The 23,230-nt window shown below is 34.3% G+C and carries 23 protein-coding genes, 1 pseudogene, 1 CRISPR repeat array and 1 riboswitch; of the genes and pseudogenes, 15 read left to right on the plus strand and 9 right to left on the minus strand.

Going from position 1 to position 23,230, the window contains the following annotated elements; genetic code table 11:
• Nucleotides 1-3: 3 nt before the first annotated feature.
• Nucleotides 4-1,374: a DNA recombination protein RmuC gene (locus tag ACFX5D_RS02775; RefSeq protein ID WP_379856728.1), complete on the minus strand. Its 1,371-nt coding sequence runs from the start codon at nucleotides 1,372-1,374 to the stop codon at nucleotides 4-6.
• Nucleotides 1,375-1,693: 319 nt separating this feature from the next.
• Nucleotides 1,694-2,071: a hypothetical protein gene (locus ACFX5D_RS02780; RefSeq protein ID WP_379856729.1), complete on the minus strand. Its 378-nt coding sequence runs from the start codon at nucleotides 2,069-2,071 to the stop codon at nucleotides 1,694-1,696.
• 171 nt (nucleotides 2,072-2,242) lie between these two features.
• On the opposite strand from ACFX5D_RS02780, the gene ACFX5D_RS02785 reads away from it, so the two are divergent.
• The 3 genes from ACFX5D_RS02785 to ACFX5D_RS02795 all read left to right on the plus strand — a co-directional run bounded on the left by ACFX5D_RS02785 (nucleotide 2,243) and on the right by ACFX5D_RS02795 (nucleotide 5,036).
• Nucleotides 2,243-2,818 carry a pseudouridine synthase gene (locus ACFX5D_RS02785; RefSeq protein WP_379856730.1) on the plus strand — a complete coding sequence of 192 codons (576 nt, stop codon included), beginning with the start codon at nucleotides 2,243-2,245 and terminating at the stop codon, nucleotides 2,816-2,818.
• 42 nt (nucleotides 2,819-2,860) lie between these two features.
• Complete coding sequence (locus tag ACFX5D_RS02790; RefSeq protein ID WP_379856731.1) at nucleotides 2,861-3,316, plus strand: tRNA (cytidine(34)-2'-O)-methyltransferase; 456 nt, start codon at nucleotides 2,861-2,863, stop codon at nucleotides 3,314-3,316.
• A 109-nt stretch (nucleotides 3,317-3,425) separates the two neighbouring features.
• Complete coding sequence (locus tag ACFX5D_RS02795) at nucleotides 3,426-5,036, plus strand: class I SAM-dependent methyltransferase (protein ID WP_379856732.1); 1,611 nt, start codon at nucleotides 3,426-3,428, stop codon at nucleotides 5,034-5,036.
• Nucleotides 5,037-5,103: 67 nt separating this feature from the next.
• Here the strand turns inward: ACFX5D_RS02795 and ACFX5D_RS02800 are convergent, their stop codons facing one another.
• The 5 genes from ACFX5D_RS02800 to ACFX5D_RS02820 all read right to left on the minus strand — a co-directional run bounded on the left by ACFX5D_RS02800 (nucleotide 5,104) and on the right by ACFX5D_RS02820 (nucleotide 9,548).
• Nucleotides 5,104-5,958, minus strand: coding sequence for a hypothetical protein (locus ACFX5D_RS02800; protein WP_379856733.1), 855 nt, complete (start codon nucleotides 5,956-5,958; stop codon nucleotides 5,104-5,106).
• A 281-nt stretch (nucleotides 5,959-6,239) separates the two neighbouring features.
• Complete coding sequence (locus ACFX5D_RS02805; protein ID WP_379856734.1) at nucleotides 6,240-7,022, minus strand: ABC transporter ATP-binding protein; 783 nt, start codon at nucleotides 7,020-7,022, stop codon at nucleotides 6,240-6,242.
• Nucleotides 7,022-8,053: an iron chelate uptake ABC transporter family permease subunit gene (locus tag ACFX5D_RS02810; protein WP_379856735.1), complete on the minus strand. Its 1,032-nt coding sequence runs from the start codon at nucleotides 8,051-8,053 to the stop codon at nucleotides 7,022-7,024. The genes ACFX5D_RS02805 and ACFX5D_RS02810 overlap by 1 nt, the downstream gene beginning before the upstream one ends.
• A 1-nt stretch (nucleotide 8,054) precedes the next feature.
• A complete protein-coding gene (locus tag ACFX5D_RS02815; RefSeq protein WP_379856736.1) occupies nucleotides 8,055-9,197 on the minus strand; it encodes an ABC transporter substrate-binding protein in 1,143 nt (380 codons plus the stop codon).
• A gap of 90 nt (nucleotides 9,198-9,287) precedes the next feature.
• A complete protein-coding gene (locus tag ACFX5D_RS02820) occupies nucleotides 9,288-9,548 on the minus strand; it encodes a hypothetical protein (protein ID WP_379856763.1) in 261 nt (86 codons plus the stop codon).
• Here ACFX5D_RS02820 and ACFX5D_RS02825 point away from each other — a divergent pair.
• The 7 genes and pseudogenes from ACFX5D_RS02825 (at nucleotide 9,505) to ACFX5D_RS02855 (ending at nucleotide 16,405) form a co-directional block, all read left to right on the plus strand.
• A complete protein-coding gene (locus tag ACFX5D_RS02825; RefSeq protein WP_379856762.1) occupies nucleotides 9,505-9,672 on the plus strand; it encodes a DUF5522 domain-containing protein in 168 nt (55 codons plus the stop codon). The two genes, ACFX5D_RS02820 and ACFX5D_RS02825, sit on opposite strands and share 44 nt — an antisense overlap.
• 2 nt (nucleotides 9,673-9,674) lie before the next feature.
• Nucleotides 9,675-10,190, plus strand: a complete 516-nt coding sequence (cobU, locus tag ACFX5D_RS02830) for a bifunctional adenosylcobinamide kinase/adenosylcobinamide-phosphate guanylyltransferase (RefSeq protein WP_379856737.1) — start codon at nucleotides 9,675-9,677, stop codon at nucleotides 10,188-10,190.
• A gap of 90 nt (nucleotides 10,191-10,280) precedes the next feature.
• A complete protein-coding gene (locus ACFX5D_RS02835; protein ID WP_379856738.1) occupies nucleotides 10,281-10,922 on the plus strand; it encodes a Dph6-related ATP pyrophosphatase in 642 nt (213 codons plus the stop codon).
• 24 nt (nucleotides 10,923-10,946) lie between these two features.
• Nucleotides 10,947-12,623 (plus strand): annotated as a pseudogene (gene cobT / locus ACFX5D_RS02840) (nicotinate-nucleotide--dimethylbenzimidazole phosphoribosyltransferase).
• Nucleotides 12,624-12,711: 88 nt separating this feature from the next.
• Nucleotides 12,712-13,515 (plus strand): adenosylcobinamide-GDP ribazoletransferase, encoded by an 804-nt coding sequence (locus tag ACFX5D_RS02845; RefSeq protein WP_379856739.1) that lies wholly within the window; start codon nucleotides 12,712-12,714, stop codon nucleotides 13,513-13,515.
• Nucleotides 13,500-14,039 (plus strand): alpha-ribazole phosphatase, encoded by a 540-nt coding sequence (gene cobC, locus ACFX5D_RS02850; RefSeq protein ID WP_379856740.1) that lies wholly within the window; start codon nucleotides 13,500-13,502, stop codon nucleotides 14,037-14,039. Before ACFX5D_RS02845 ends, cobC begins: the two co-directional genes overlap by 16 nt.
• Nucleotides 14,040-14,147: 108 nt before the next feature.
• Nucleotides 14,148-14,420, plus strand: a riboswitch (cobalamin riboswitch).
• 74 nt (nucleotides 14,421-14,494) lie between these two features.
• On the plus strand, nucleotides 14,495-16,405 hold the full coding sequence (locus tag ACFX5D_RS02855) for a TonB-dependent receptor plug domain-containing protein (protein ID WP_379856741.1): 1,911 nt from the start codon (nucleotides 14,495-14,497) through the stop codon (nucleotides 16,403-16,405).
• A gap of 131 nt (nucleotides 16,406-16,536) precedes the next feature.
• Here ACFX5D_RS02855 and ACFX5D_RS02860 read toward each other — a convergent pair whose 3' ends face one another.
• Both ACFX5D_RS02860 and ACFX5D_RS02865 read right to left on the minus strand, forming a co-directional pair.
• The gene (locus ACFX5D_RS02860; RefSeq protein WP_379856742.1) at nucleotides 16,537-17,151 is read right to left on the minus strand and encodes an N-acetylmuramoyl-L-alanine amidase; all 615 of its coding nucleotides are present in this window, start codon (nucleotides 17,149-17,151) and stop codon (nucleotides 16,537-16,539) included.
• A 73-nt stretch (nucleotides 17,152-17,224) separates the two neighbouring features.
• Nucleotides 17,225-18,670 carry a S41 family peptidase gene (locus ACFX5D_RS02865; RefSeq protein WP_379856743.1) on the minus strand — a complete coding sequence of 482 codons (1,446 nt, stop codon included), beginning with the start codon at nucleotides 18,668-18,670 and terminating at the stop codon, nucleotides 17,225-17,227.
• 124 nt (nucleotides 18,671-18,794) lie between these two features.
• Here ACFX5D_RS02865 and ACFX5D_RS02870 point away from each other — a divergent pair, with 124 nt between their 5' ends.
• The 5 genes from ACFX5D_RS02870 (at nucleotide 18,795) to ACFX5D_RS02890 (ending at nucleotide 21,363) form a co-directional block, all read left to right on the plus strand.
• Nucleotides 18,795-19,304, plus strand: coding sequence for an RNA polymerase sigma factor (locus tag ACFX5D_RS02870; protein ID WP_379856744.1), 510 nt, complete (start codon nucleotides 18,795-18,797; stop codon nucleotides 19,302-19,304).
• The gene (locus ACFX5D_RS02875) at nucleotides 19,291-19,764 is read left to right on the plus strand and encodes a hypothetical protein (RefSeq protein ID WP_379856745.1); all 474 of its coding nucleotides are present in this window, start codon (nucleotides 19,291-19,293) and stop codon (nucleotides 19,762-19,764) included. The genes ACFX5D_RS02870 and ACFX5D_RS02875 overlap by 14 nt, the downstream gene beginning before the upstream one ends.
• A gap of 16 nt (nucleotides 19,765-19,780) precedes the next feature.
• Complete coding sequence (locus ACFX5D_RS02880; RefSeq protein WP_379856746.1) at nucleotides 19,781-20,308, plus strand: DUF4252 domain-containing protein; 528 nt, start codon at nucleotides 19,781-19,783, stop codon at nucleotides 20,306-20,308.
• 1 nt (nucleotide 20,309) lies between these two features.
• A complete protein-coding gene (locus tag ACFX5D_RS02885; protein ID WP_379856747.1) occupies nucleotides 20,310-20,846 on the plus strand; it encodes a DUF4252 domain-containing protein in 537 nt (178 codons plus the stop codon).
• A gap of 352 nt (nucleotides 20,847-21,198) precedes the next feature.
• A complete protein-coding gene (locus ACFX5D_RS02890; RefSeq protein WP_379856748.1) occupies nucleotides 21,199-21,363 on the plus strand; it encodes a hypothetical protein in 165 nt (54 codons plus the stop codon).
• Nucleotides 21,364-21,444: 81 nt separating this feature from the next.
• A CRISPR array of direct repeats spans nucleotides 21,445-23,085; the repeat unit is 46 nt; unit sequence GTTGTGAATTGCTTTCAAAATTGTATTTTAGCTTATAATTCCCAAC.
• Nucleotides 23,086-23,230 lie beyond the last annotated feature (145 nt).

Consider the following 23,230-nt stretch of genomic DNA (forward strand, 5'->3'; position numbering starts at 1 on the left):
TATTTAATTTAATAATTGATTTTCATCTTTTTCCGCTCTGTTCAATATGCTTTCAGGAAGTGCTTTTTTTGCTTTAGCTCCCATCTTTTTCAATTTCTCTACACTTACAATTAGGTTTCCTTTTCCCTCCACCAGTTTATTCATGGCGCCGCTGTATTCAATTTTGCTTTCGTCGATCTTCTTTCCAATTTTGATCAAATCACCTACAAAACCTTCAAATTTGTCATACAATGCACCAGCCTGACGTGCAATTTCCAAAGCGTTTTCCTGTTGCTTTTGGTTGGTCCACATGCTGTCAATAGTTCGTAAAGTAGCTAATAAAGTCGCAGGCGTAACTATAACAATGTTTTTCTCGAATGCTTTATTGTACAAACTTGTATCCTCATTCAAAGCCATAGCAAAAGCGGGTTCAATAGGGATAAACAACAATACAAAATCAGGGCTTTCTATTTGATATAAATCGTGGTAGTTTTTATTTCCTAATTGCTCTACGTGGCGTTTGATGGAATTGACATGTTCTTTTAAAAATCCAATTTTCACATCGTCATCTTCCTCATTGATGTATTTTTCATAAGCAGTTAAAGATACTTTAGAATCGACAATCATCTTTTTTCCGTCAGGTAGATTAATCACAACGTCAGGAAAAACGCGATTTCCATCTTCAGTAGTGAAGGCTTGTTGAACTTCATATTCACGGCCTTTCTCTAATCCTGATTTTTCAAGAACGCGTTCCAAAACTAATTCGCCCCAGTTTCCCTGCATTTTACTGTCACCTTTTAAAGCTTTAGTCAGGTTGATAGTTTCCTTGCTCATTTGGATATTCATTTCCCGTAAGCCTAGAATTTGTTGGCGCAAAGCTGCGTGATAATCAATACTTTCTTTATGGGTGTCTTCGACTTTTTTTTCGAACAAATGAATTTTATCCTGTAAAGGCGTCAAGATATTTTTCATGTTCTCCTTGTTCTGTTCCGTAAATTTAGTGGACTTTTCTTCTAATATTTTGTTAGCGAGATTCTCAAATTCTTTAGTGAACTTTTCTTGTAATTTCTCGACCTCTTCTTTTTGTTCTTTGTTGCGTTCCCAAAGATTCTCAAAATCAACTTCTTTTTTAGAAAGCTGGATGGCCAAACTGTCTTTTTCGTTACGAATACTTTCTTTCTCAACATTGGCATTTTCTAATTGCTTTTCAAAGGCTATTTTGTCAATAACAATTTGTTCTTTTAGTTGATTGAATTGTGAAGATGAAGCAATCAGTTTTTCCTCTAAACTAATTTTTTCCGACTGAAATAGAGCGGAAAAAATGAGTTTTCCAATGTAAACACCAATAGCGAGAGCAATAATAAAAAGCAGTAAGAACGGAAGCATATTTGACATAGAAGTATTATTTTTTTTTAAAGTAAAAGTAATAAAAAGATGCCATAATTGCTATGATGGATATTTGAACTTAAACCATTTTGGTAAATCGATTGGTCAAAACTATCTTTTATCCTTATCCGTTTGTTGCTGTAAAGCTCTTGTATGAAGTTAATTTCTTATTAATTTTATATTGCGCTTTAGTTTGTATTGTTGTTGACCGGTTCGTGGAAAATTAAAACTATAAAATCTAATAAAAATCACTTCCTTTAGTTTTCTAAAATAAATAAGCCAATAAGAAAAGAGGCACTTATTGGCTTTTCACAAACAAAACGGATCGTTATTCGTCCAGTTTTATATTTCCTCGGTCTTCCTTATTATCGGGATGTTCGTTTGGATAACGATTTGCGGTGATATCTGAGTTGTGGTCTTCATTTTCAATTGTTTTCATTACGTCCTTTTCAGTAGAAACACCCCGGCTTAAACTTTCATTTTCGTTCCAGCTTCTTTCTTCCGTTTCTGGGATAGAAGCAATTGATCCATCTACATTACGGGCTCTTTGAACAATTTTTTGATCTCCGTTAGCATCTATTTCTACTTCTTCTTTAAGTATTGATGCTGCTGGATTATAATCTTCAGGCAAGTTTTCACCGCTGAAACCTTCGTTTGTATTTTGCTTGTTGTTTGTCTTTTTTGAACTTAAATTGTCGCTTTCCATAATCTTTAAATTTTAAGTTAATACTGTTAACTTCTATAATGTTACGCCTTTTATATTAAGAATTTGAATCATTTAACATAGCTTTTGGTTTGTAAAGTGAAATGTGTCAATGCTCAATTTTAAATACTGCTAAAACAAAACTATCTTTGCTATCTTTAAAAACAAAATATAATGACTCATTCGCATTTCATCATTCACAAGCCTTACGGATATTTAAGTCAGTTTATTTATGAACTGAAGCGCAAAAAGAAGCTTTTGGGTGAATTGCATGATTTTCCAGAAGGAACCATGGCGATAGGTCGTCTTGATGAAGACTCGGAAGGGCTATTGCTCTTGACCACGGATGGGATGATGAGCGAAATTATTCGAAGTAAAAAAGTTGATAAAGAATATTACGTTCAAGTCGATGGAATTGTACATCAGGAAGCCATTGAACAATTACAAAAAGGGGTAGAAATAGGTTTTAATGGAACCAAGTATATCACAAAACCATGCAAGGCCAGTTTATTGCCTATAATTCCTGTTTTTGGAACTAGAGGAAAAAAAATACGGGATGAACGTCATGGTCCAACTTCCTGGGCTTCCATTGTTGTCAACGAAGGGAAATTTCGCCAAGTTCGTAAGATGACGGCCGCTGTAGGTTTCCCCACGTTGCGATTGGTTCGTGTTCGAATAGGAAACGTACATCTCAATGATTTACAGGCGGGTGAAGTTAAAGAAGTAGAAAATTTTCAAATAGAGATTTAACGGATATGATCTGAATTTTTCAATCTTTTAATAAAGTATAATATGTTAAACATCGTTTTAGTTGAACCCGAAATACCAAATAACACCGGAAACATAGGCCGATTGTGTGTTGGTACCGAAAGCCGTTTACACTTGATTCATCCTTTTGGATTTGTTATCAATGATAAAAATCTGAAACGTTCCGGATTGGATTATTGGGTACATCTAGATGTAACGGAATATCAAAATATTGCGGAATGGACGAGTCAAATTCAAGATAAATCAAGAGTTTTTCTAATGAGTTCGCACGCCGAAAAATCGTATTTGGTAACTGATTTTCAAGATGGGGATTGGTTAGTTTTTGGTAAAGAAAGTAAAGGGCTAAGCGAGGAGGTTTTGGGTTTGTTTGAAAATCATCTGACCATTCCAATGTCGCCATTGATAAGAAGTTTTAACATTGCAAATTCAGTCGCTTTTGTTATTGGTGAAGCGAAAAGGCAAATTAGCACTAAACGCTAAGTTGAAAAGTTACGATGGCGTAAAGCATGATATTTTGAAGTAAATTTTATATATTTGAGTAAGACATTGCATGATTTATTTCTATTATTCTTACTTTAAATTTACTTTTATGATAGATAAAGTTATTCTTAGAAATACTATTTTCAAACATTTGGATGGGTTGGTTATTGCACCGGTTGCTTTTTCTTTACATAAAAGTGGCGTGCTTGTTTATATTCTCGATAAAAAAGAAGTCACGCTAGAAGACCTTGCATCAAATTTTAAAGCAAACGAAGGATATCTCAACGTGGGTTTACGTAATTTATGTTCTCAAGGATTTCTGGATTATCATATCAATAACGCTGCCGATGTGATTAAATTTAGCATTAATGATAATAGTGAAATCGCTTTTTCGATGTTTTATTTTTACGAAGATGTGATTGATTTATTGCATTTTTCGATGCAGTTTCACCCTCGATTATTCGAAGATGCTCCTTTTGAACGAATGCGCGTTATTTTCGAAAAATACAAAAACAATTACGCCATTTCTTTTTCGAATGATCCTCTGACAAATACCATTCAGCATCAGATTTTAATGCATATTGAAGGATGTTTAGTGGGACCTACATTAGTTCGCCTAGGCATGAGTGGCATGTTTCACAAATATTTTATGGAGATTTCGTTCCGTCCCGAAGAATTTCACAAGTCCCCCGAAAATTTCAAAATCATACTCGATTTTTTTGTTCATTTGGGATGGTTTACCCAAAAAAAAGGGAATTATCAGTTTACCGAAACTGGTTTATTTTTTGCCAAAAGAGCTACTGCTTACGGAGTGACAGTTTCCTATTTACCTACTTTTAGTAAAATGGATGAACTGCTTTTTGGTAACCCAAATGTATTGCGAGATGTAGCAGAAGGAGGAGAGGAAATTCATGTGGATCGGGAAATGAATGTTTGGGGGAGCGGAGGCGCTCATGATACTTATTTTAAGGTTGTTGACGAGATTATTATTAAATTATTTAATTTGCCTATCGAAGACCAGCCGAAAGGAATTCTCGATATGGGTTGCGGCAATGGAGCGTTTATTGAGCATATTTATACTGTAATCAAAAGACAAACCCTCCGGGGAAAAATGCTGGATGACTATCCTCTATTCCTTGTTGGTGCCGATTACAATCAAGCAGCTTTGAAGGTCACCCGAGCCAATTTAATTAAAGCCGATATATGGGCCAAAGTAATTTGGGGAGATATTGGTCAACCCGATTTGTTAGCCAATGACTTATTAGAAAATTATAACATTGATTTGAAAGATTTACTGAATGTGAGAACCTTTTTGGATCACAACCGAATTTGGGAAATGCCAAAACACGTTACCCAAGACAGAGTGAGTCATTCCACTGGCGCCTTTGCGCATAGAGGAGAGCGAATCAAGAATCGTTTAGTCGAGGATAATCTATTGGAACATCTGAATAAATGGTCGCCTTATGTCCGGAAATTTGGGTTGTTAATGATTGAATTGCATACGATTCCTCCAAATTTGACTGCTGCTAATTTGGGGAAAACGGCGGCAACTGCTTATGATGCCACGCACGGTTTTTCAGATCAATACATCGTCGAAATTCCCGTTTTGCACAAAATCGCTGCTGAAGCAGGATTGTACCCAGATACTAATTTCTTTAGAAGATTTCCTGATTCTCCTATTGCAACGGTGAGTATAAATTTATTGAAAGGAATTGGATAGTACGATTTTGTAATGAATAATTAAAAAGAAATAAAATGAGGAAGTTATTTAGCTTCCTCATTTAGAATTAATTTCTGGCAACAAAATCACTTAATGTAATGTAAGTGTTTCCGCTCACCGAATCGTGATAAATATTATATTTTGTTGGATAATTTCCAGCTTTTTCAAAATGTTCCGGTTGAGAATAATTGGCACTAAAATCAACATTAGAAAGTAGATAATCTAAAGTGATCATTGGTTCCACAAAAATAAATTTTCCATTATAAGAACCATAAATCATTATTTTAGAAAATGGAAGATACGCTCCTAAGTTTATAGGCAGCCAGTGTTTTCCCATTTGGGGTTCGGCAGTTGCTGAACCAGGTGGAGTAAAATAATCTGCAGGCATGTAACCTAGGGGAGGATAGTTGTTAAAAGCAGTATCCGTTTCTGGTGACCAAGCTGGTATTGCTAGTTGCTCTTTAGCAGAAATCATGTAAAAATGAATGTCAAAATGGGGTACATCAAAAACGCCTTTAGGTTCGTGACCATGAGGATTCCAGTTAAGTCCAATGTGATCAAAAGGCGTTAATTGTGTTGCTTTTAATTGCAATGGCACTACAATAGTTTTGCCATCCGGAGGAACGGTTTTGTTATTGTCTGTCGCAAGGTTTTTAAAAGCTTCGGGAGTGATTTCAAGTCCAATTTCGTTAGGATGGCCATTTGAATCCACACTTATCCACGAACGGACTTTTCCGTATCCAAGCGCAACTTGCGGTCCTTTAAATGCAATAAGTTTGTGAGCACTCATTTTAGCGGTAAATGACATGTACTCATTGTTTTGTAAATCTGTGCTAATCATATTGTCCTGACTGCAAGAAAACAGGAAAAATAACGACCCCAAAACAATAATTTTTTTTGGTAATGTAAACAAATTTTCCATAATTAAAATTTTAAAAAATTATTTTTAATGATGTAGATAAGTTGAGTTTTGGGGAAAATGAAATGAAGAACAAAAATACAATAAATATTGTAATAACTTGATAATCAGTGGTTTTTTTTAATTTTAAATGTACTGAAAGTCTAATTTAAATTTCACAGAGTGTGTCCTTTTATCTATTGTGAAATTTATAGATAGGGAAAAAAGATAGTTTTTCGAAAACAGATTTTATAAAAATAATTTTTATAAATACGATGTGTCTCAATAGCGGGGATTGCAAGAAACTAAACAATCATGAATTTTCCTTTTTCAACGTCAAAAACAATATGCTCGTCTTTGAACAAAGTATTGAAACTTCCTTTTGCAATAAAACTACAAGGTTCATCTTGAAGCACAGTTTCAGGAGTCATAATAATCATTTCGTCACTCAGTTGTATCGCCATATCAATATCATGAGTAGAAAATAAAATGCATTTTCCAGTTTCATGAGTAAGCTTTTTCAAAAGTTTGAATAAAGCCACCTTATGTAATAAATCCAAATGGGTAGTGGGTTCATCCAAAATTATTAACGGAGTATCCTGCGCTAAAGCGCGTGCAATTAATACTTTTTGCAATTGCCCGTCACTAATCTCATAATGTTTTTTTGGGGCTAAATGACTGATTTGTGTCAATGCCATGGCTTCATTAACTTTAACAATATCAATATCAGATAAAGTTCCCATCCAATTGGTGTAGGGTTGTCTTCCTAAAGCAATGAGTTCGAAAACAGTTAAATTACTGGGAGGCAATTTTTCGGTTAAAACGATACTTAAATTTTGTGCCAAGTCCAAAGGTTCGTAATCAGTAATTTTCCTTTCATTCAAGAAAACAGCACCGGAAAGCGGTTTCTGGATTCCCGTTATCGTTTTTAAAAGTGTTGATTTCCCGATGCCATTAGCGCCAATTAAAGCAATCAGTTTTCCTTTTTTTAAAGCAATAGAAATATTCGAAGCCACTACGATTTTCTCTTTTTTATGAGAATAACCAATGCTGATTTGAGACGCTTGCAAGATGATTTTATTTTCCATTAGGTAATCATTTTTCGTTTACTAACCAACAACCAAATTACTACAGGAGCACCAATTATTGAAGTCACCGCATTGATTGGTAAAGTGATTTCTAATCCGGGCAATTCTGAAATTACATCACAAACAAGCATAATCGAAGCCCCTAGAAGTAACGTACTCCAATACAAAACCGAATGGTTGCTGGTTTGAAATACTAATTTGGCTATGTGAGGAACCGCCAGTCCTATAAATGCAATTGGACCTGCATACGCTGTGATACTTCCTGCTAAAATGCTTGTTGCAAAAATAATAATTAATCGTGTTTTTTTGAAATTCAAACCTAAACTGCGAGCGTAATTTTCACCTAATAGTAATGCATTAAGCGGTTTTATGCTAAACAGACTTATTACTAAGCCAATACCCACACAAACGGATAGAATTACTATAGAAGACCATGGCAAGTTGCCTAAGTTTCCCATGGACCAAAATGTGAATTTCTGCAATTGTTCAGCCGAACTAAAATATGTAAGAACACCTACTATTGCACTGGTAAAACTACCAAACATTAGCCCTACAATCAAAATGGCCATTGTATCACGTAGCCTTTGGGAAACCATCAAAACGGCGAGTAATACAACAGAACTTCCTATAGTTGAGGCTAAAACCACTCCATACGAGGATAACAAAATGGTACTTAAAACAGGAGGAAGTAAGCCCGCTCCCAATAGTACAAAAGCGACCCCTAAACTGGCTCCGGAACTCAGTCCTAAAACATAAGGTCCTGCCAATGGATTTCGAAATAAAGTTTGCATCAGCAAACCGCTTATGGATAACCCCATTCCAACAAGAATTGCAGTAATGGCTTTGGGTAACCGATAATTGATGATGATGTATTCCCAAGTGGATTTACTCGCTTGACCACCAGTTAAACTTGTGTAAATTTCTTTAAAAGGTATCGTAATAGAACCAAAACTGATGTTTACAAAAAACAATAGCACAAGCCCTAAAGTAAGCAAGAAAAATAGAATCGTATTTCGTTTTTGATTCGCCAATTTAATTTAGTTTTTGTGCAAAAGTAAAATTATAATTTGGAAGCAATTCCGGATGGAAGATTTTAATGAAATCTTTTAAGACTAAATCCGGTCGGCTTGGTGCTAATTCATAATAAATCGTGCCTCCAGTTGTACCGAATTTACTTTCAAAAGTATATACATTTTTAGATTTTGTTGCGTCAAACTGATTGTAATGCGGATTGCTATTTTCGAATTCAGCACTACTTTTAAAAGATCCTGTTGCGATCCAATATTTCGCTGTTTTTGCTTTCTCTAATATTTTTTCAAAAGGTAGACTAAGACTACCTGTTCCTTCAACATTTGCCCACAAATAATTGGCTTTGGCATCTTTCATAAATTGAGCTACCCAGCTATTTCCCCGCGCTACATACCATGTGTCTTGGTACATAGATCCGTAAAGAACTGTAGCTGTTGGTTTTTTGGTTGCTACCAATTGTATCGCGTCATTATAATTTTTAACGATTGCATCAAAAAGCGTTTTGGCTTCTTTTTCTTTGCCAAATAAAGCACCGTAAAGCTTGATCCATTCTGCTTTTCCTAGCGGCGTTTGTTCCATCCAATCTGCTTGTATGAGTACACTAAGGCCACTTTTTTGTAAATTGTCAATCATTGGATTGTTGTTGTCAATTCCAAAGGTTACGATTAAATTAGGCTCCAATTCAATGAGCTGCTCCACGTTTAATTTTTCGTTTTGTCCGATGTTTTTAACAACCCCGGCCTCAATTAGTTTTCTGGTTTTTTCAGAAGAAACATAATCGGTGTGAGGAAAACCCACCAGTGATTTTTCAACTCCCAGCATTTCCAAAAAAGGGATGTTAGTCGTTGAGGTAACCACGATCGATTCTAAAGGCACTGAAATTGTGGTGTATTTTTGTAGGCTGTCAGGAATGCTGCCGTTTTTTTCTTTTAATATATACTTTAAGCTTTTATTGGCTTCAGGCCAAGGATTTGAAACCGTCACTACTGAATATCCTTTATAGGTATTAATAGAAAGTCCTGAGGCATATTCGATTGTGTTTTTTGAATTTATACTTTCTGTTACGTTCTCGTTTTCGCTTTTTTTACATCCCACGATCGTTGAAAAAGAGAAAACAAAAAGGATTAATTTAAAGGTGAATTTCATGATTTAATTTTTCAATAGCGACAAAGGTATACCAAATTTATAAAATTTCTTGTTTATTTTTAGTAGTAAAAAATTGAACAAATGTTATCTTTACGAAATGAATAGCATTAAAGTAAAAAACTGTTCTACTTGCGGAATTCCTTTTAATTGTGGGGACACATTAGAAGGAAGTAAATGCTGGTGCAGCAATTTTCCACCCATTTTTAATCCCTCCGAAGTGGTGGATTGCTTATGTTCCAGTTGCTTTATAAAGACATGCTCCACTAAAATTGACGAATATGTAGCAACACTATCTACTGAAACTGCAATGGATAATAAAGCCAAAGATTTACCCAAAACGACTGATCTCATAGAAGGAATTGACTATTATTTAGAAAATGGAAATTATGTTTTCAAGGCTTGGTTTCATCTTAAAAGAGGACATTGTTGTACTAATGGATGTCGACATTGTCCGTATGGATTAAAAAAAATATAAAAATGATATATTTAATAACTGGAGGTGAACGTTCCGGTAAAAGTAGTTATGCCGAAAATTTAGCAAAAGGATTGTCGGATAAACCAATGTATGTGTCTACAGCCCGAAAATGGGATGATGATTTCCAAAAGAGAATCGATCGGCATCAAAAAGATCGGGACGAACGATGGATTAATATCGAAAAAGAAAAACACTTGAGCGAAATTGATTTTTCGGGAAAAGTAGCGGTCGTCGATTGCGTTACGCTTTGGTTAACGAACTTTTTTGTAGATACTAAAAATGATGTTTCCTTGTGTTTAGAACAAGCTAAAACCGAATTTGATGCCATTGCCAATCAAGAAAATGCAACTATTATTATTGTAACCAATGAAATAGGAATGGGCGTTCATGCCGAAACGCATATTGGTCGGAAATTCACCGAACTTCAAGGTTGGATGAATCAATACATTGCTAAAAATGCCGATACCGTTGTGCTAATGGTTTCTGGAATTCCTGTAACTATAAAAGAGAAAAAATGAAATAGCTATGATTTTACAATATTAAATTCAAAGAAAGTATTGCCTCATAGCGTATTACATATTCAATTAAAAATAAATAAATAACTACATATGAATTTTGTAACTTCTTGGAGTGGCGGAAAAGACAGTTGTTATGCAATGATGCAAGCAATTCAGCAAGGACTTATTCCAAAGGTATTGCTTAATATGATGAATGAAAACGGCAAAGTGTCTCGTTCTCACGGATTGCCTTTGTCTATTTTGAATCAGCAAGCCCAAAAAATGGGATTGCCTCTGGAAGGAATTCCTGCAACTTGGGGTGATTATGAAGCCAAGTTTATTGCTGTTTTGAAAATGCTAAAAGCCAAATATGATTTGGAAGCAACGGTTTTTGGAGACATTGATTTGCAACCCCATAAAGATTGGGAAGATAAAGTATGTGCCGCAGCTTCGCTAAAAGCAATTTTGCCTTTGTGGCAACAAGACAGACTCGTTTTGGTAAACCAAATGCTTGAAAACGGAATTGTAACGATGATTGTTTCTTGTAATACAATGATGGGAGAACGTTATTTGGGGAAAATTTTAACCAAAGAATTAGCCAAAGAATTATATGAAAAAGGAATAGATCCTTGCGGTGAAAATGGGGAATTTCATACTTTAGTAATTAATTGTCCGATGTTTTCTGGAGCGATTAAACTGCCTGAGTTCACTAAAATTACTTATGAGGATTATTGTTTCATCGTTTGGGCATAAATTTTTAAACAAAATTATTTTAAGATGACTTATTTAGATGAAATTTTAAAATCCCGTCGCGACACCCGTCATTTTACGGAAGATCAAGTACCGGATGCTGTTCTTGAAAAAGCATTGCAAGCGGGGCATTGGGCGCCTTCTGTGGGTCTAACTGATGCTACAAAATACTATCTGATTAGGTCGGCTGATATAAAAAAAGCCATTAAAGATTTGTTTTTAGATTACGATAAAAAAGCAGTTGCGCTAACGGATAGTGAACGACAAAAACTAGCATACAAAGCCCTAAAGTTAGAAGCAATAGAAGAAGCGCCACTCGGATTAGTCATTTGCTATGATCGTTCCGTTTTGAATAATTTTACGATTGGAACCGTTGGGAGTAATGAAGCGGTAAAGTTCAGTTCCGTTTGTGCGGCTCAAAATATTTGGCTTTCGCTTACAGAACAGGGCTATTCCATGGGATGGGTTTCTATATTGAATTATTATCAGTTCAAGCTATTATTAGGGCTGCCTGAAAACATGGAGCCATTGGGGTATTTTTGCGTGGGAAAACCAGCTACCAATTATGATAATCAACCCATGTTGCAACAATTGAATTGGAAACAAAAACAAGAAATTCCATTAGTGGAGGAAATCACTGTTTTGCATCAAAGTAAGGTGGAGAAAGTATTTTTTGATAATAAAAAAGAAATGAATGCTACTGCTTTCGCAAATGCGTTGCAACATAAGATCGACCAAAAAACCAAACCAACGGGTTCATTAGGAATTTTAGAGGTACTCGCCAAACAAATAGGGATGGTGTTTCAAACTTTAGAACCTAAAATTATAAAACCTAATCTGGTTGTTTTTGCCGCGGATCACGGAATTGCAAATCATGGTGTAAGTGCCTATCCACAAGATGTTACGAGACAAATGGTGAGTAATTTCTTAATGGGTGGCGCAGCAATCAATGTGTTTTGTAAACAGAATAAGATCCAATTAGCTATAGTGGATGCGGGTGTGAATTATGATTTCGCCATGAATACGAATTTGATTTCGGCTAAAATAGGGAAGGGAACGCATTCTTATTTACAAGGACCAGCAATGAGTAAAACAGAAGTTGATTTGTGTTTTATAAAAGGAAGCGAGATTGTTTTCACGATTGCAAAGAGGGGCAGTAATTGTATTGGTTTTGGGGAAATGGGCATTGGTAACACCGCTACAGCTTCGGTCTTAATAAGCATTATTTTAGAATTGCCTATTCAAGATTGCGTGGGAAAAGGCACTGGTGTAAATGAGGAACAGCTGATTAAAAAAATAGATATCCTTAAAAAATGCCTTGATAATTACGATGGTTCAGAAGATTTAGATAGTAAGTTAGCTTATTTCGGAGGATTTGAAATCATGTAAATGGTAGGTGGAATGCTTCAGGCAAAAGAAGATAATATGCTGATTCTAGTGGATGGCTTTATCTGCAGTGTTGCTTTTTTAATTGCCTTTAAAAAGAATCCATCCATTATTAAAAATGCTATTTTTTGCCATTCTTCCGCGGAGCAAGGACACCAAAAAATATTAGATTACTTAGGAGTTCGTTCCCTGTTGCAACTTGATTTGCGATTGGGAGAAGGTACGGGTTGCGCTGTCGCATTTCCTATTATCCAATCGGCTGTGGCATTCTTGAATGAGATGGCCAGTTTTGAATCAGCGGGGGTTAGCGGTCGATAAACGGCATTTATACCCTATTGTCGTAGAGGCTGCAGTGCCTCTCTACGTGCCTCTCTACAAGAAATAAAATCAAAAAATAATTCGAAAAATGAAAAAAGAATTACACATATTTTTTACAGCATTAATGTTTTATACTAGGATTCCATGTCCTGCAACCATCGATCATAATCCGGATTATTTAAATAAAGCGTCTCGTTATTTTCCACTAATTGGTTGGATTGTGGGTAGCGTGGCTTTTAGTGTATATTGCGTTTTTAATTATTTAGTCACTCCTGAAATTGCGGTAATCTTCTCTATGATTGCTTCCGTTTTAGTTACAGGAGCTTTTCATGAAGATGGTTTTGCTGACGTTTGCGATGGTTTTGGTGGCGGTTGGACCAAAGAAAAAATATTGACAATTATGAAAGACAGCGCCATTGGTGCGTATGGAGCGATTGGTTTAGTCCTGCTGCTAGTGCTTAAATTTCAGGCGTTGACTCAATTAATTAATGTCTCGGAAACTAAATTTTTAATTTTTAATTCACAATTCACAACTTTATTATTGTTTGTTTCAGCGCATTCCATCAGTCGATTAGCGGCGATTTCAATTGTTTTTACCCATCAATATTCTCGTGAGGATGCTTCAAGTAAAAGCAAACCTATAGCACAAAGTTATTCTTGGAAAGAAGTAGTGGGAGCTTTCTTTTTTGGGTTACTTCCAATCATTATTTTGTCCTATTTTCAGTGGCCGATACTGTTGGTTTTAATCCCTGTTTTTCTGGCTCGATTTTTCTTAGCACGATATTTTCAGAAGTGGATTGACGGGTATACCGGGGATTGTTTGGGCGCAACCCAGCAGGTTTGTGAAGTGATTTTTTATATATCAGTTATTGCATTATGGAAGTTTATTTAGTACGTCACACAGAAACGGTTTGCGAAAAAGGAATTTGTTACGGACAATCCGATGTGAAAATTATGGAGCCTTATGGTGCTGTTTTTCACTCTGTTTTAAATCAATTACCTCAAGATGCAACGCTGTATTCCAGCCCTTTACTGCGTTGTGTGCTTTTGGCAAATTATATCAAAGACAATTCAGAAATTGCTGCCGTAAATCATGATTCCCGTTTACTGGAAATGAATTTTGGAGATTGGGAAATGAAAAATTGGGATGTAATTTCACCGGATGATTTTACACCTTGGATGACTGATTTTGTAAATGTGCGCGTACCCAATGGAGAATCATTTACGGATTTGCATGATCGGGTAATTGATTTTATAAATAATGAACTTCAGACAACCCATTCAAAACCAGTAATTATTGTGGCACATGCAGGAGTGATACGAAGTTTTTTATGTAAAATTTCGGATTTACCTCTTAAAGACGCTTTTCAGAATAAAGTTGATTTTGGCTCTGTAAGTATAATTGAAATTGAATAAATTCTTGTAATAAAAGTTGTTAAGTGGTTGAATTACTGTTTTTTGTTTAAAATTTACTTCAAAAAGTATTGTGAAATTGATTTTTCAGTAATTTTAACATTATATTTGCTGCCGTATTGAGGTTGAGGTTTGTTTTTTCAAACCACATTAAAAGGGAAGAGAGTGATTGAAAATTGAAAATTAACGATTTTTGATTTCAGAGTTTAAAATCCGAAATCATTATTCAATTCAAAATTCAAAAATCTCACGCTGTACCCGCAACTGTAAGCTATAAAGCTTGTTGTTATCTACAAAACCATTGTTCTGAAATTTTAAATTAAGAATGAGAAGGTAAACAACAAGACGCAAGCCAGGAGACCTGCCTATTACATCGAGTATCAAACTTTCGGGAAAAAAGGTTTGGGTATGGGTCATTCTATGCTTTTCTCCCATTTATTAAATTTTACATTTTTAAAATGAACAAAAAAATCATTCGCTTTAGTGCGATTGCATTGTTATTTGCAATGAACACGTATGCCCAAGATCAAGAGCCAAAACAACTAGATGAGGTGGTTGTTTCTGATTCGAAATTTGCTTTGCCAAAAGAGAAATCAGGAAAAGTTATCGTCAAAATTACTGCCGAAGATTTGAAGAAAAAAGCAGGACAATCAGTAGCTTCGATTTTAAGTACGGTAGCAGGTGTTGAAATTAATGGAAATCAGAGTCGTAATGGTAAAGACTTAGGGCTTTACATTCGTGGAGGGAGAAATCATCAGGTTTTAATCTTGATTGATGGCGTTCCGGTAACCGATGCTTCCGGGATTAGTTTATCGTATGATTTGAGATTACTTCCTGTGGAGCAAATTGAAAGTATTGAGATTATGAAAGGCGCTTCAAGTACGTTGTATGGTTCTGGAGCAGCGACTGGTGTGATTAATATTACACTAAAAAAAGCAGGCAAAAAAGCGATTGCCGGAAATGCCTATATGAATATAGGAACGCAAACAGTTGCTAAAAAAGCAAATTATAATGTTCAAGATTACAATCAAGGTTTTGCTGTAAACGGTAGTTTTGAAAAAATAAATTATTTTGCGTCTTTGAATAGTACGGAAACTACAGGGATTTCTGAAGCAAAACCATTAAATTCAAATACTAAATTCGAAAATGATGCTTTTTCAAGAGTTAATTCTTTAGTAAAAATTGGCTTTACGCCAACTAAAAAATTATCATTTGATTTCTTTGCTAATTATGATCGAATGAAAAATAAATTTGATGCAGGTTCGTTTGCAGATGATCTTAAAAATTTCAGTCTCTCAGAGCAATTTAGAGTTGGTTTTTCTCCAAAATATAAATACAACAAAGGAGAATTTGTAATTAACTCTGGGGCCAATGTAATCAATCGCGATATTTTTAGTTATGGATCTTTATTTCAAGCGAAGTCAAGAAGCGTTAATGTTGATGCCTTTAATAAATATGAAATTTCGTCTCAATTATTTATAGTAACAGGAACACAATTTCAGTTTCACGAAATGTCTAACATGAGTCAGTATGACGCCATAACAAATGAAGTGGCTAAATTCAATATGATTGATCCTTATGCAACAGTTGTTTATAATTCTAATTTTGGATTTAACTTAAATCTTGGAGGGCGTTATAATATCCATAGTAAATACGGAAATAATTTTGTGTACAATATTAATCCTTCTTACACTTTTTCTAAAAATTTAAAAGTCTTAGCTTCCTATAGTACTGCTTTTATTACTCCAAGTTTGTACCAATTGTACTCTCCTTATGGTGATTTGAATTTGTCTCCAGAGAAAGATGCAACTGCCGAAGTTGGTTTTGAAGTAAGCGCATTGAATAAGAAATTAGTTTTGAATGCTGTAGCTTTTCAAAGAGAAGAGGAAGATGCAATAGGATTTGATTTGATGACGTATAAATACTTTAATGTAAATGGGAAAAACAAAGCCAAAGGTCTTGAAACAATGATTTCTTATGCTTTTAATGATAAAGTAAAATTCAATGCAAATTATACTTTTACAGAATTAGAAAGACAATCTCGTATATTGAATCCTAAACATAAAGTCAATGCTGCTGCAGATGTGCAAGCAACTCCACGTCTTGCTTTTAATCTGGCGTATCAGTTTGTGTCAAACCGGTATTTAGAATACACAACGTATCCTGCACCAACTTACGATCCCGTGTTAAATTCAGAAATTTTGAAAGATTATCAAATAGTTAATACTAATGTTCGTTATGATTTAATCAAAAACAGATTGAATATTTTTGGCGCAGTGGACAATGTTTTTGATAAAGATTTTGTTGAAAGTAGAGGGTACAGTACTAGAGGAAGAAATTTTAAACTTGGTTTGAATTTATTATTCTAAAAATAAACATTTAGTGTTAGTTCTTAATTCCCGTTCCATAATTTGGAACGGGTTTTTTGTTAGCACAAATTCAACCTTTTGATTGGAAAATTTATATATAAGAAAGCCTTTCTTATATTCTATTATTTTTACTATTTCATTTCTGAAATGAATTCTGAAATTGACTGCGCTATTTTATTTTGTTCGTTGTCATCAACCAAGTATTTTTTGTCATTTTCATTAGTTAAATATCCTAGTTCTACAATTACAGCTGGAACTTCTGATTTTTTAAGAATGTAAAAAGGACCCGTTTTTACATTGGATATTTTTAAATTTTTATTCGTTGTAAATTTATTTATGAGTTCTGCGGCAATCTTACTTGACTTTTCAAAAAACTCAGTTTCTTTTGCCACATAAAACTCCAAGCCTGATGTTTTATTATTTAAACTGGTATTTACATGTAGGGACAAAACTAAATCTGGTCTGAGTTTGTTTATAAAAGCAGTTCTATCGTTCAAGGATAAAAAACTATCTTCATTTCTAGTGAAGTGAATTACCACATTACTATTTAAAGATTTTATTTTTTTAGTGACTTGTTCTACAATTTTCTTTTCAGTGACTGCATCTGATGTCGCACCAAAATCGGTTCCACCGTGACCTGCATCAATAACAATATTTATTTTTTTTGCTTCTGAATGCTTTGGCTTTATAAATGCAAAAGAAACAATTACGGTAAAAACCAAAACTAATTTACTTGTATTTTTCATGACGTTGTGATGTAAAATATTGATTATTAAGTATTAACTTGTAAAATGGTTTTTTAGTATAATGCTCGTAAAGTTATTTCAATGCTTTCAAAAGCCCTTCCGGAGCTTTGTCAATATACATTTGATTCTGCAACCCATTTATTGATTTTGTATCATTAAAATATTTAAAATCTTTTTCAGGACTCAGTTTTAACATTTTTGCTGTCCCGGTAATTTTACCAATTGCGGTGCTTAGTAAAGGCTCTGTTGCATTACCCAGAACATCTAAATTACCCAAGTTTTCTTTCAACTCGTAAGTAGGTACTAACCCGCTAAAATAATCTCCAAAACCAGCTGCATTTACAATTTTCAGAACAATTGGTTGCATCGCATAGCGATGGTTCGGGTTTCTGTTGGCTTTGCCAAAAGTAGGCGAGTCATATAATGTAACGGAACCTACATTTTTTCCTGTAGTTACGTCGCCAATTTGAACAACATCCATATACGGTTTCAATCCGTTAATTACCAATTCACTTGCTGAAGCCGTACTTTTGGTGGTTAAAATGTGAATTTTAGTCAAATTCAAACTGTTGATTGGCGTAGCGCCAATTTTATCTGTAAAGTTATTTTTTAAGGCATCCGGATTATTTGTTTCAAAATAACTGTTGATTTTGTTATTCCATTGTTGCTTTGCAAATATCTGCCCGGTATATTGTCCCGTAATCATACTTGCTAAACGCGTAGCTGTAAGAACAGAACCTCCTGAGTTATAACGTAAATCAAGCACTAAATCAGTTATGCCTTGCGTTTTTAGCGTGCCAAAAGCTTCATTCAATTTGTTGTCGTAATCGGCATAAAAACCATTGTAGATTAAATACCCTATTTTGTGAGTGCCCGATGTGATCACGGTATTTAATAGAATTGGATTTTCTGACAGTATTGTTTTCGTTAAAGCAACCGTTTTTCCATTTGGGGTAATTGCTCCATTATTATAATCCGCTAGATTTAGCGTATAGCTTTCTGCTTTGAGCAAAGTTTGATAGTTACTTACGGTTAGTTGAGTTCCATTTACTCCGTAAAAAATGGCTCCGCGCTTGATGTCCTTTGTTGATGCGTCAGAACCAGGGATAACGTAGCGTACCCAGCCAAATATTTCAGTGGTGCTTCCTGATTTATATCTCAAGCCGTAGTCGACTCCGTCATTTTTTGTTGTGCCTTGAAGTGCACCCTCAAGTTCTAAATAATCACTTACAATCCAACTGAACCGATCAATGGATTTATCAACTCGTAGTGCATCAAATAAACTTTCGGGGGAAGAATATCCAGACAAAAAAGTATTTAATTGTGCTTGAGAGGTAAAGCGGTCATCTGATAAATTAGGAACATCAGCTTGCCATAAATAGTATTGGTTTAGGCCTTTCCATATAAAATCTTTGACTTCCAGATCCATTGGCGCAGCAACATCGTCCATATCTTGACAACCTTGGAACGTGAAAAGGGATATAATCAATAAAAGCGTAAATTGGAATGTTTTTTTCATGATCGTTGATTCAATATCAATTATAAACGTAAAAATAGTAACTTTAGTTTTTATTTTCTATTATTTGTAACAAAAAGAAATATGGATCGTCTTGATTGTATAACCGATTTAATAATTACTCTTTATGAACCAAAATGAGTTTGTGCAGCTAACCACTCCATTCAAAGACAAAGTCTTTCGGCTGGCAAAGCGATTGCTGACAAGCACGGAGGAAGCCGAAGATGCTACTCAGGAAGTTTTGGTAAAGCTTTGGAGTAAAAAGGGGAGTTTGAATGGGTTTAATAGTGTGGAAGCTTTTGCGATGACTCTGACAAAAAATCATTGTTTGGATCAATTAAAATCAAAAAGAGCAAGAAATCTGAAAATTGTTCATACTAATTTTACCGATAGAGAACCAAGTGTAGATAAAAAAGTAGAAGACAGTGATAGTTTGAATTGGGTGGAGAAAATAATTAATCAGTTACCCGAGCAACAACGTTTACTAATTCAGATGCGGGATATAGAACAGTATGAATTTGCTGAAATCGCAAAAATAACCGGAATGAATGAAACCGCTGTTCGTGTTGCACTTTCGAGAGCTAGAAAAACGATAAGAGAAGGCATGACAAAAACGCATAATTATGGAATTAAATAAAATAGAATTACTAGTAGAAAAATACTTTCAAGGGGAAAGCAGTATTGCTGAAGAAAATGAATTACGTACTTATTTTTCTTCACTGCATGTTGCGCAGCATTTAGAACAGTACAAGCCTTTATTTGGTTATTTGTCGCTCGCGGCAGACCAAAAGTTTGCGCCAGAAATTGCACTGGATTCTAAACAGGACTTTCAGAACGAATTTAAAAAACGAAAAGTAACATGGTTGTCTATTGCTGCTTCAGTTGTTGTTTTGATGGGAATAGGAACGTACGGGTATTATAATGACGAGTTTGAAAAGGGAAAACAAAATTTAGGAACGTATGATGATCCTGAACTTGCCTTCAGACAAACTCAAAAAGCATTAGCATTATTGTCAAATCATGTAAATGTTGGCATAGAAAGTGTTAAATACATTGAAGAATACCAAGAATCAAAAGAATTAATTTTTAAACAATAAAATAATCTATAAGAAAATGAAAAAGTTTTTAATAACATTAGTAGTAGTATTAGTTTCAAGCCCATTTTTTGCTCAAGCTGCCTTCGATAAATTTGATGGTCAGGATGATGTGACTTCAATTATAGTCAACAAAAAAATGTTTGATTTAATGAGTAAAGTAAAAGTGGATGCTTCTGATAAGGAGACACAACAGTATTTGAACCTGATAAAAAAGTTAGACAACCTGAAAGTTTTTACCACTAAAAGTACCAGAGTAGAAAACGAAATGAGAGCTTCGGCTGAAAAGTACGTAAAATCGGCAGGTCTGGAGGAGTTGATGCGTGTGAATGACGGTGGGAAAAACATCAAAATTTTAGTAAAATCTGGAGCGAAAGATTCACAGATAAGAGAGTTGCTTATGTTTATTGAGGGTGCTAAAAACGAAGACACGGTTTTAATGTCATTAACGGGAGATTTCGATTTGAGTGAGATTTCTATTCTTACGGATAAAATGCGAATTCCAGGTGGCGACGTTTTGAAGAAAGCAACAAAAGGTAAAAAGTAAAATGAAAGCTGTTTATAGTATTGCACTACTCGTTAGCTTGTTTTTGATCAGTTGCAACTCAGAACCTACACTACAGAAATACTTTGTAGAGAATATAGAAAACAAAAATTTCATTGCTTTAGATGTTTCTCCAAGTATATTGAATGTGGATAAAGCTAAACTGTCATTGCAACAAAAGGAAGCTTTGCAATCCTTTGAGAAGATGAATGTATTGGCTTTTAAACTCAATGGAACAAATAAAGCACAATTTGAAACGGAACGAGCGAAGGTTAATTTGATTTTAAAGGACAAAAAGTACCAACAGCTCATGAAGTTTGGTTCAGGTAAAGAAGGTGCTTCTGTAAGTTATGTAGGTTCAGAGGATCACATAGAAGAGTTTGTGCTTTTTGCCAATAAAAAAACAACTGGCTTTGCGGTAGTCCGAATTTTAGGAAAGGATATGAATCCCAATAATATTATGACGATGCTTTCAGTTTTGAAAGAATCTAAAGTCGATTTAGAGCAGTTAAAACCTTTGCAGGAAATGTTCAAAAAATAGAATGAATTACTCTTAATTATAAGCGTCTTGGTAGTTTACCAAGACGTTTTTTTTATAGCATATTCTTAAAGATATTTAATTTTCCATTGCCAAAAAAAATAACACGTTGCAAACAAAGTTTCGACTAGTTGTAAATATTTAACAATTTGGAAATGTGGTAAATAAAATTTCGTAGAGTCAGGAAAACTTCAATTTTTTTTTAGTTGAAACCGGTATTTTTGCACAATAATAGAAGAAATAATGTAAATATCACTAAAAGTTGGTATTGTCTAAACTGCATTAATCCTGTTCATTTACACAAAGATAGATTTCTATTGTTGGCAGATTTTTAAATTTAATATTATAGAAAAAAATGACTGAAATTAAATTTAGAACAGGAAATATGGAGCTAATAAGAAAATCACATAAAAACAGGCTGTTTTTATATATAGGAACTTTTTTTATTATAGCTGCGGGTTTGTCAGTTGGTATTTTAATTTTAATGTTTTTTATAGGAAGGCTTGAAGGAGCTTATTGAGGCTTATCAGGGGATGATAAAATGATATAATGGGTTTGTGCTATTTCCAAACATACTATAAAAACTAGAAGGAAAGTACCAATTGTGAATTGCTTTCAAAATTGTATTTTAGCTTATAATTCCCAACGAATGGTGTAAGTTTTACGATAGAAGAAGAGTTGTGAATTGCTTTCAAAATTGTATTTTAGCTTATAATTCCCAACGCTGCGGGTTGCCAAATAACATTACCATAGTTGTGAATTGCTTTCAAAATTGTATTTTAGCTTATAATTCCCAACCAGGAGAATTTATTATCTTAGGAGCTGATGGTTGTGAATTGCTTTCAAAATTGTATTTTAGCTTATAATTCCCAACTTAGTTCCAAATCAGCATTATTTAGCCGGTGTTGTGAATTGCTTTCAAAATTGTATTTTAGCTTATAATTCCCAACGTAATGCTCTTTCTTGGCTTCCGATGGTTTGTTGTGAATTGCTTTCAAAATTGTATTTTAGCTTATAATTCCCAACCTGCTCTATTACGCAATTATTTAAGCCAATGTTGTGAATTGCTTTCAAAATTGTATTTTAGCTTATAATTCCCAACAGCCGAGAATATAACAACAGCTACAATATAGTTGTGAATTGCTTTCAAAATTGTATTTTAGCTTATAATTCCCAACTTTAACTGTGTCTTCAGTAATACCGTTGCCGTTGTGAATTGCTTTCAAAATTGTATTTTAGCTTATAATTCCCAACAAATGAAAATGAAACCAAAACCAATCGTTTGTTGTGAATTGCTTTCAAAATTGTATTTTAGCTTATAATTCCCAACTAATGAATACTATGCGTGATCAGTCTATTGGTTGTGAATTGCTTTCAAAATTGTATTTTAGCTTATAATTCCCAACATTCTTGAACTGCAAATTTATTGGCGGGTGGTTGTGAATTGCTTTCAAAATTGTATTTTAGCTTATAATTCCCAACTTTAGATCCTGACATATTTACCAAACCTTCGTTGTGAATTGCTTTCAAAATTGTATTTTAGCTTATAATTCCCAACTGTTGTGATGCTCTTTTTATACCTTCCGCTGTTGTGAATTGCTTTCAAAATTGTATTTTAGCTTATAATTCCCAACATTGATACAAATTAAGTAATATTACTTGTAGTTGTGAATTGCTTTCAAAATTGTATTTTAGCTTATAATTCCCAACTCGTCCTCAACGTCCATTTGATGGATCATAGTTGTGAATTGCTTTCAAAATTGTATTTTAGCTTATAATTCCCAACACAATCACTATACAGCAGTTGCCGAATCTAGTTGTGAATTGCTTTCAAAATTGTATTTTAGCTTATAATTCCCAACCATTTTTATCTATACTATTCCATGAATTTAGTTGTGAATTGCTTTCAAAATTGTATTTTAGCTTATAATTCCCAACCCATATAAAAAAGATGGGGTTACATTACTTGTTGTGAATTGCTTTCAAAATTGTATTTTAGCTTATAATTCCCAACTTGGGTAATGGAACTACACACTATAATACTGTTGTGAATTGCTTTCAAAATTGTATTTTAGCTTATAATTCCCAACTTTAACTGTGTCTTCAGTAACACCGTTGCCGTTGTGAATTGCTTTCAAAATTGTATTTTAGCTTATAATTCCCAACAATAATATCCGAAGCCAAAGAGGGTATATCGTTGTGAATTGCTTTCAAAATTGTATTTTAGCTTATAATTCCCAACCCAACAAGAAAAACAGCTACTAACAGCTAGGGTTTCGTTGTGTGCGCAGCACGAACAATGAAGCCCGTGTTGAACGGAACCGAGTACCTGCCGTCAACACTATGGAGTTATCGTAAAGATTGTAGAGGTATTTTCAAGAGGATTT

The sequence above is a fragment of the Flavobacterium fructosi genome (assembly GCF_042787335.1).
Classification (GTDB): domain Bacteria; phylum Bacteroidota; class Bacteroidia; order Flavobacteriales; family Flavobacteriaceae; genus Flavobacterium; species Flavobacterium fructosi.

What these genes read in the sequence shown, in the direction of transcription:
- ACFX5D_RS02890 (WP_379856748.1), top strand. Translation starts at nt 21,199, where the DNA reads ATGACTGAAATTAAATTTAGAACAGGAAATATGGAGCTAATAAGAAAA.
- ACFX5D_RS02800 (WP_379856733.1), bottom strand. Translation starts at nt 5,958, where the DNA reads ATGGAAAATTTGTTTACATTACCAAAAAAAATTATTGTTTTGGGGTCG.
- ACFX5D_RS02885 (WP_379856747.1), top strand. Translation starts at nt 20,310, where the DNA reads ATGAAAGCTGTTTATAGTATTGCACTACTCGTTAGCTTGTTTTTGATC.
- ACFX5D_RS02820 (WP_379856763.1), bottom strand. Translation starts at nt 9,548, where the DNA reads ATGAGATCAGTCGTTTTGGGTAAATCTTTGGCTTTATTATCCATTGCA.
- ACFX5D_RS02865 (WP_379856743.1), bottom strand. Translation starts at nt 18,670, where the DNA reads ATGAAAAAAACATTCCAATTTACGCTTTTATTGATTATATCCCTTTTC.
- cobU (WP_379856737.1), top strand. Translation starts at nt 9,675, where the DNA reads ATGATATATTTAATAACTGGAGGTGAACGTTCCGGTAAAAGTAGTTAT.
- ACFX5D_RS02805 (WP_379856734.1), bottom strand. Translation starts at nt 7,022, where the DNA reads ATGGAAAATAAAATCATCTTGCAAGCGTCTCAAATCAGCATTGGTTAT.
- ACFX5D_RS02780 (WP_379856729.1), bottom strand. Translation starts at nt 2,071, where the DNA reads ATGGAAAGCGACAATTTAAGTTCAAAAAAGACAAACAACAAGCAAAAT.
- ACFX5D_RS02880 (WP_379856746.1), top strand. Translation starts at nt 19,781, where the DNA reads ATGAAAAAGTTTTTAATAACATTAGTAGTAGTATTAGTTTCAAGCCCA.
- ACFX5D_RS02870 (WP_379856744.1), top strand. Translation starts at nt 18,795, where the DNA reads ATGAACCAAAATGAGTTTGTGCAGCTAACCACTCCATTCAAAGACAAA.
- ACFX5D_RS02790 (WP_379856731.1), top strand. Translation starts at nt 2,861, where the DNA reads ATGTTAAACATCGTTTTAGTTGAACCCGAAATACCAAATAACACCGGA.
- ACFX5D_RS02795 (WP_379856732.1), top strand. Translation starts at nt 3,426, where the DNA reads ATGATAGATAAAGTTATTCTTAGAAATACTATTTTCAAACATTTGGAT.
- ACFX5D_RS02875 (WP_379856745.1), top strand. Translation starts at nt 19,291, where the DNA reads ATGGAATTAAATAAAATAGAATTACTAGTAGAAAAATACTTTCAAGGG.
- ACFX5D_RS02835 (WP_379856738.1), top strand. Translation starts at nt 10,281, where the DNA reads ATGAATTTTGTAACTTCTTGGAGTGGCGGAAAAGACAGTTGTTATGCA.
- ACFX5D_RS02785 (WP_379856730.1), top strand. Translation starts at nt 2,243, where the DNA reads ATGACTCATTCGCATTTCATCATTCACAAGCCTTACGGATATTTAAGT.
- ACFX5D_RS02815 (WP_379856736.1), bottom strand. Translation starts at nt 9,197, where the DNA reads ATGAAATTCACCTTTAAATTAATCCTTTTTGTTTTCTCTTTTTCAACG.
- ACFX5D_RS02855 (WP_379856741.1), top strand. Translation starts at nt 14,495, where the DNA reads ATGAACAAAAAAATCATTCGCTTTAGTGCGATTGCATTGTTATTTGCA.
- ACFX5D_RS02775 (WP_379856728.1), bottom strand. Translation starts at nt 1,374, where the DNA reads ATGTCAAATATGCTTCCGTTCTTACTGCTTTTTATTATTGCTCTCGCT.
- ACFX5D_RS02845 (WP_379856739.1), top strand. Translation starts at nt 12,712, where the DNA reads ATGAAAAAAGAATTACACATATTTTTTACAGCATTAATGTTTTATACT.
- cobC (WP_379856740.1), top strand. Translation starts at nt 13,500, where the DNA reads ATGGAAGTTTATTTAGTACGTCACACAGAAACGGTTTGCGAAAAAGGA.
- ACFX5D_RS02860 (WP_379856742.1), bottom strand. Translation starts at nt 17,151, where the DNA reads ATGAAAAATACAAGTAAATTAGTTTTGGTTTTTACCGTAATTGTTTCT.
- ACFX5D_RS02825 (WP_379856762.1), top strand. Translation starts at nt 9,505, where the DNA reads ATGGATAATAAAGCCAAAGATTTACCCAAAACGACTGATCTCATAGAA.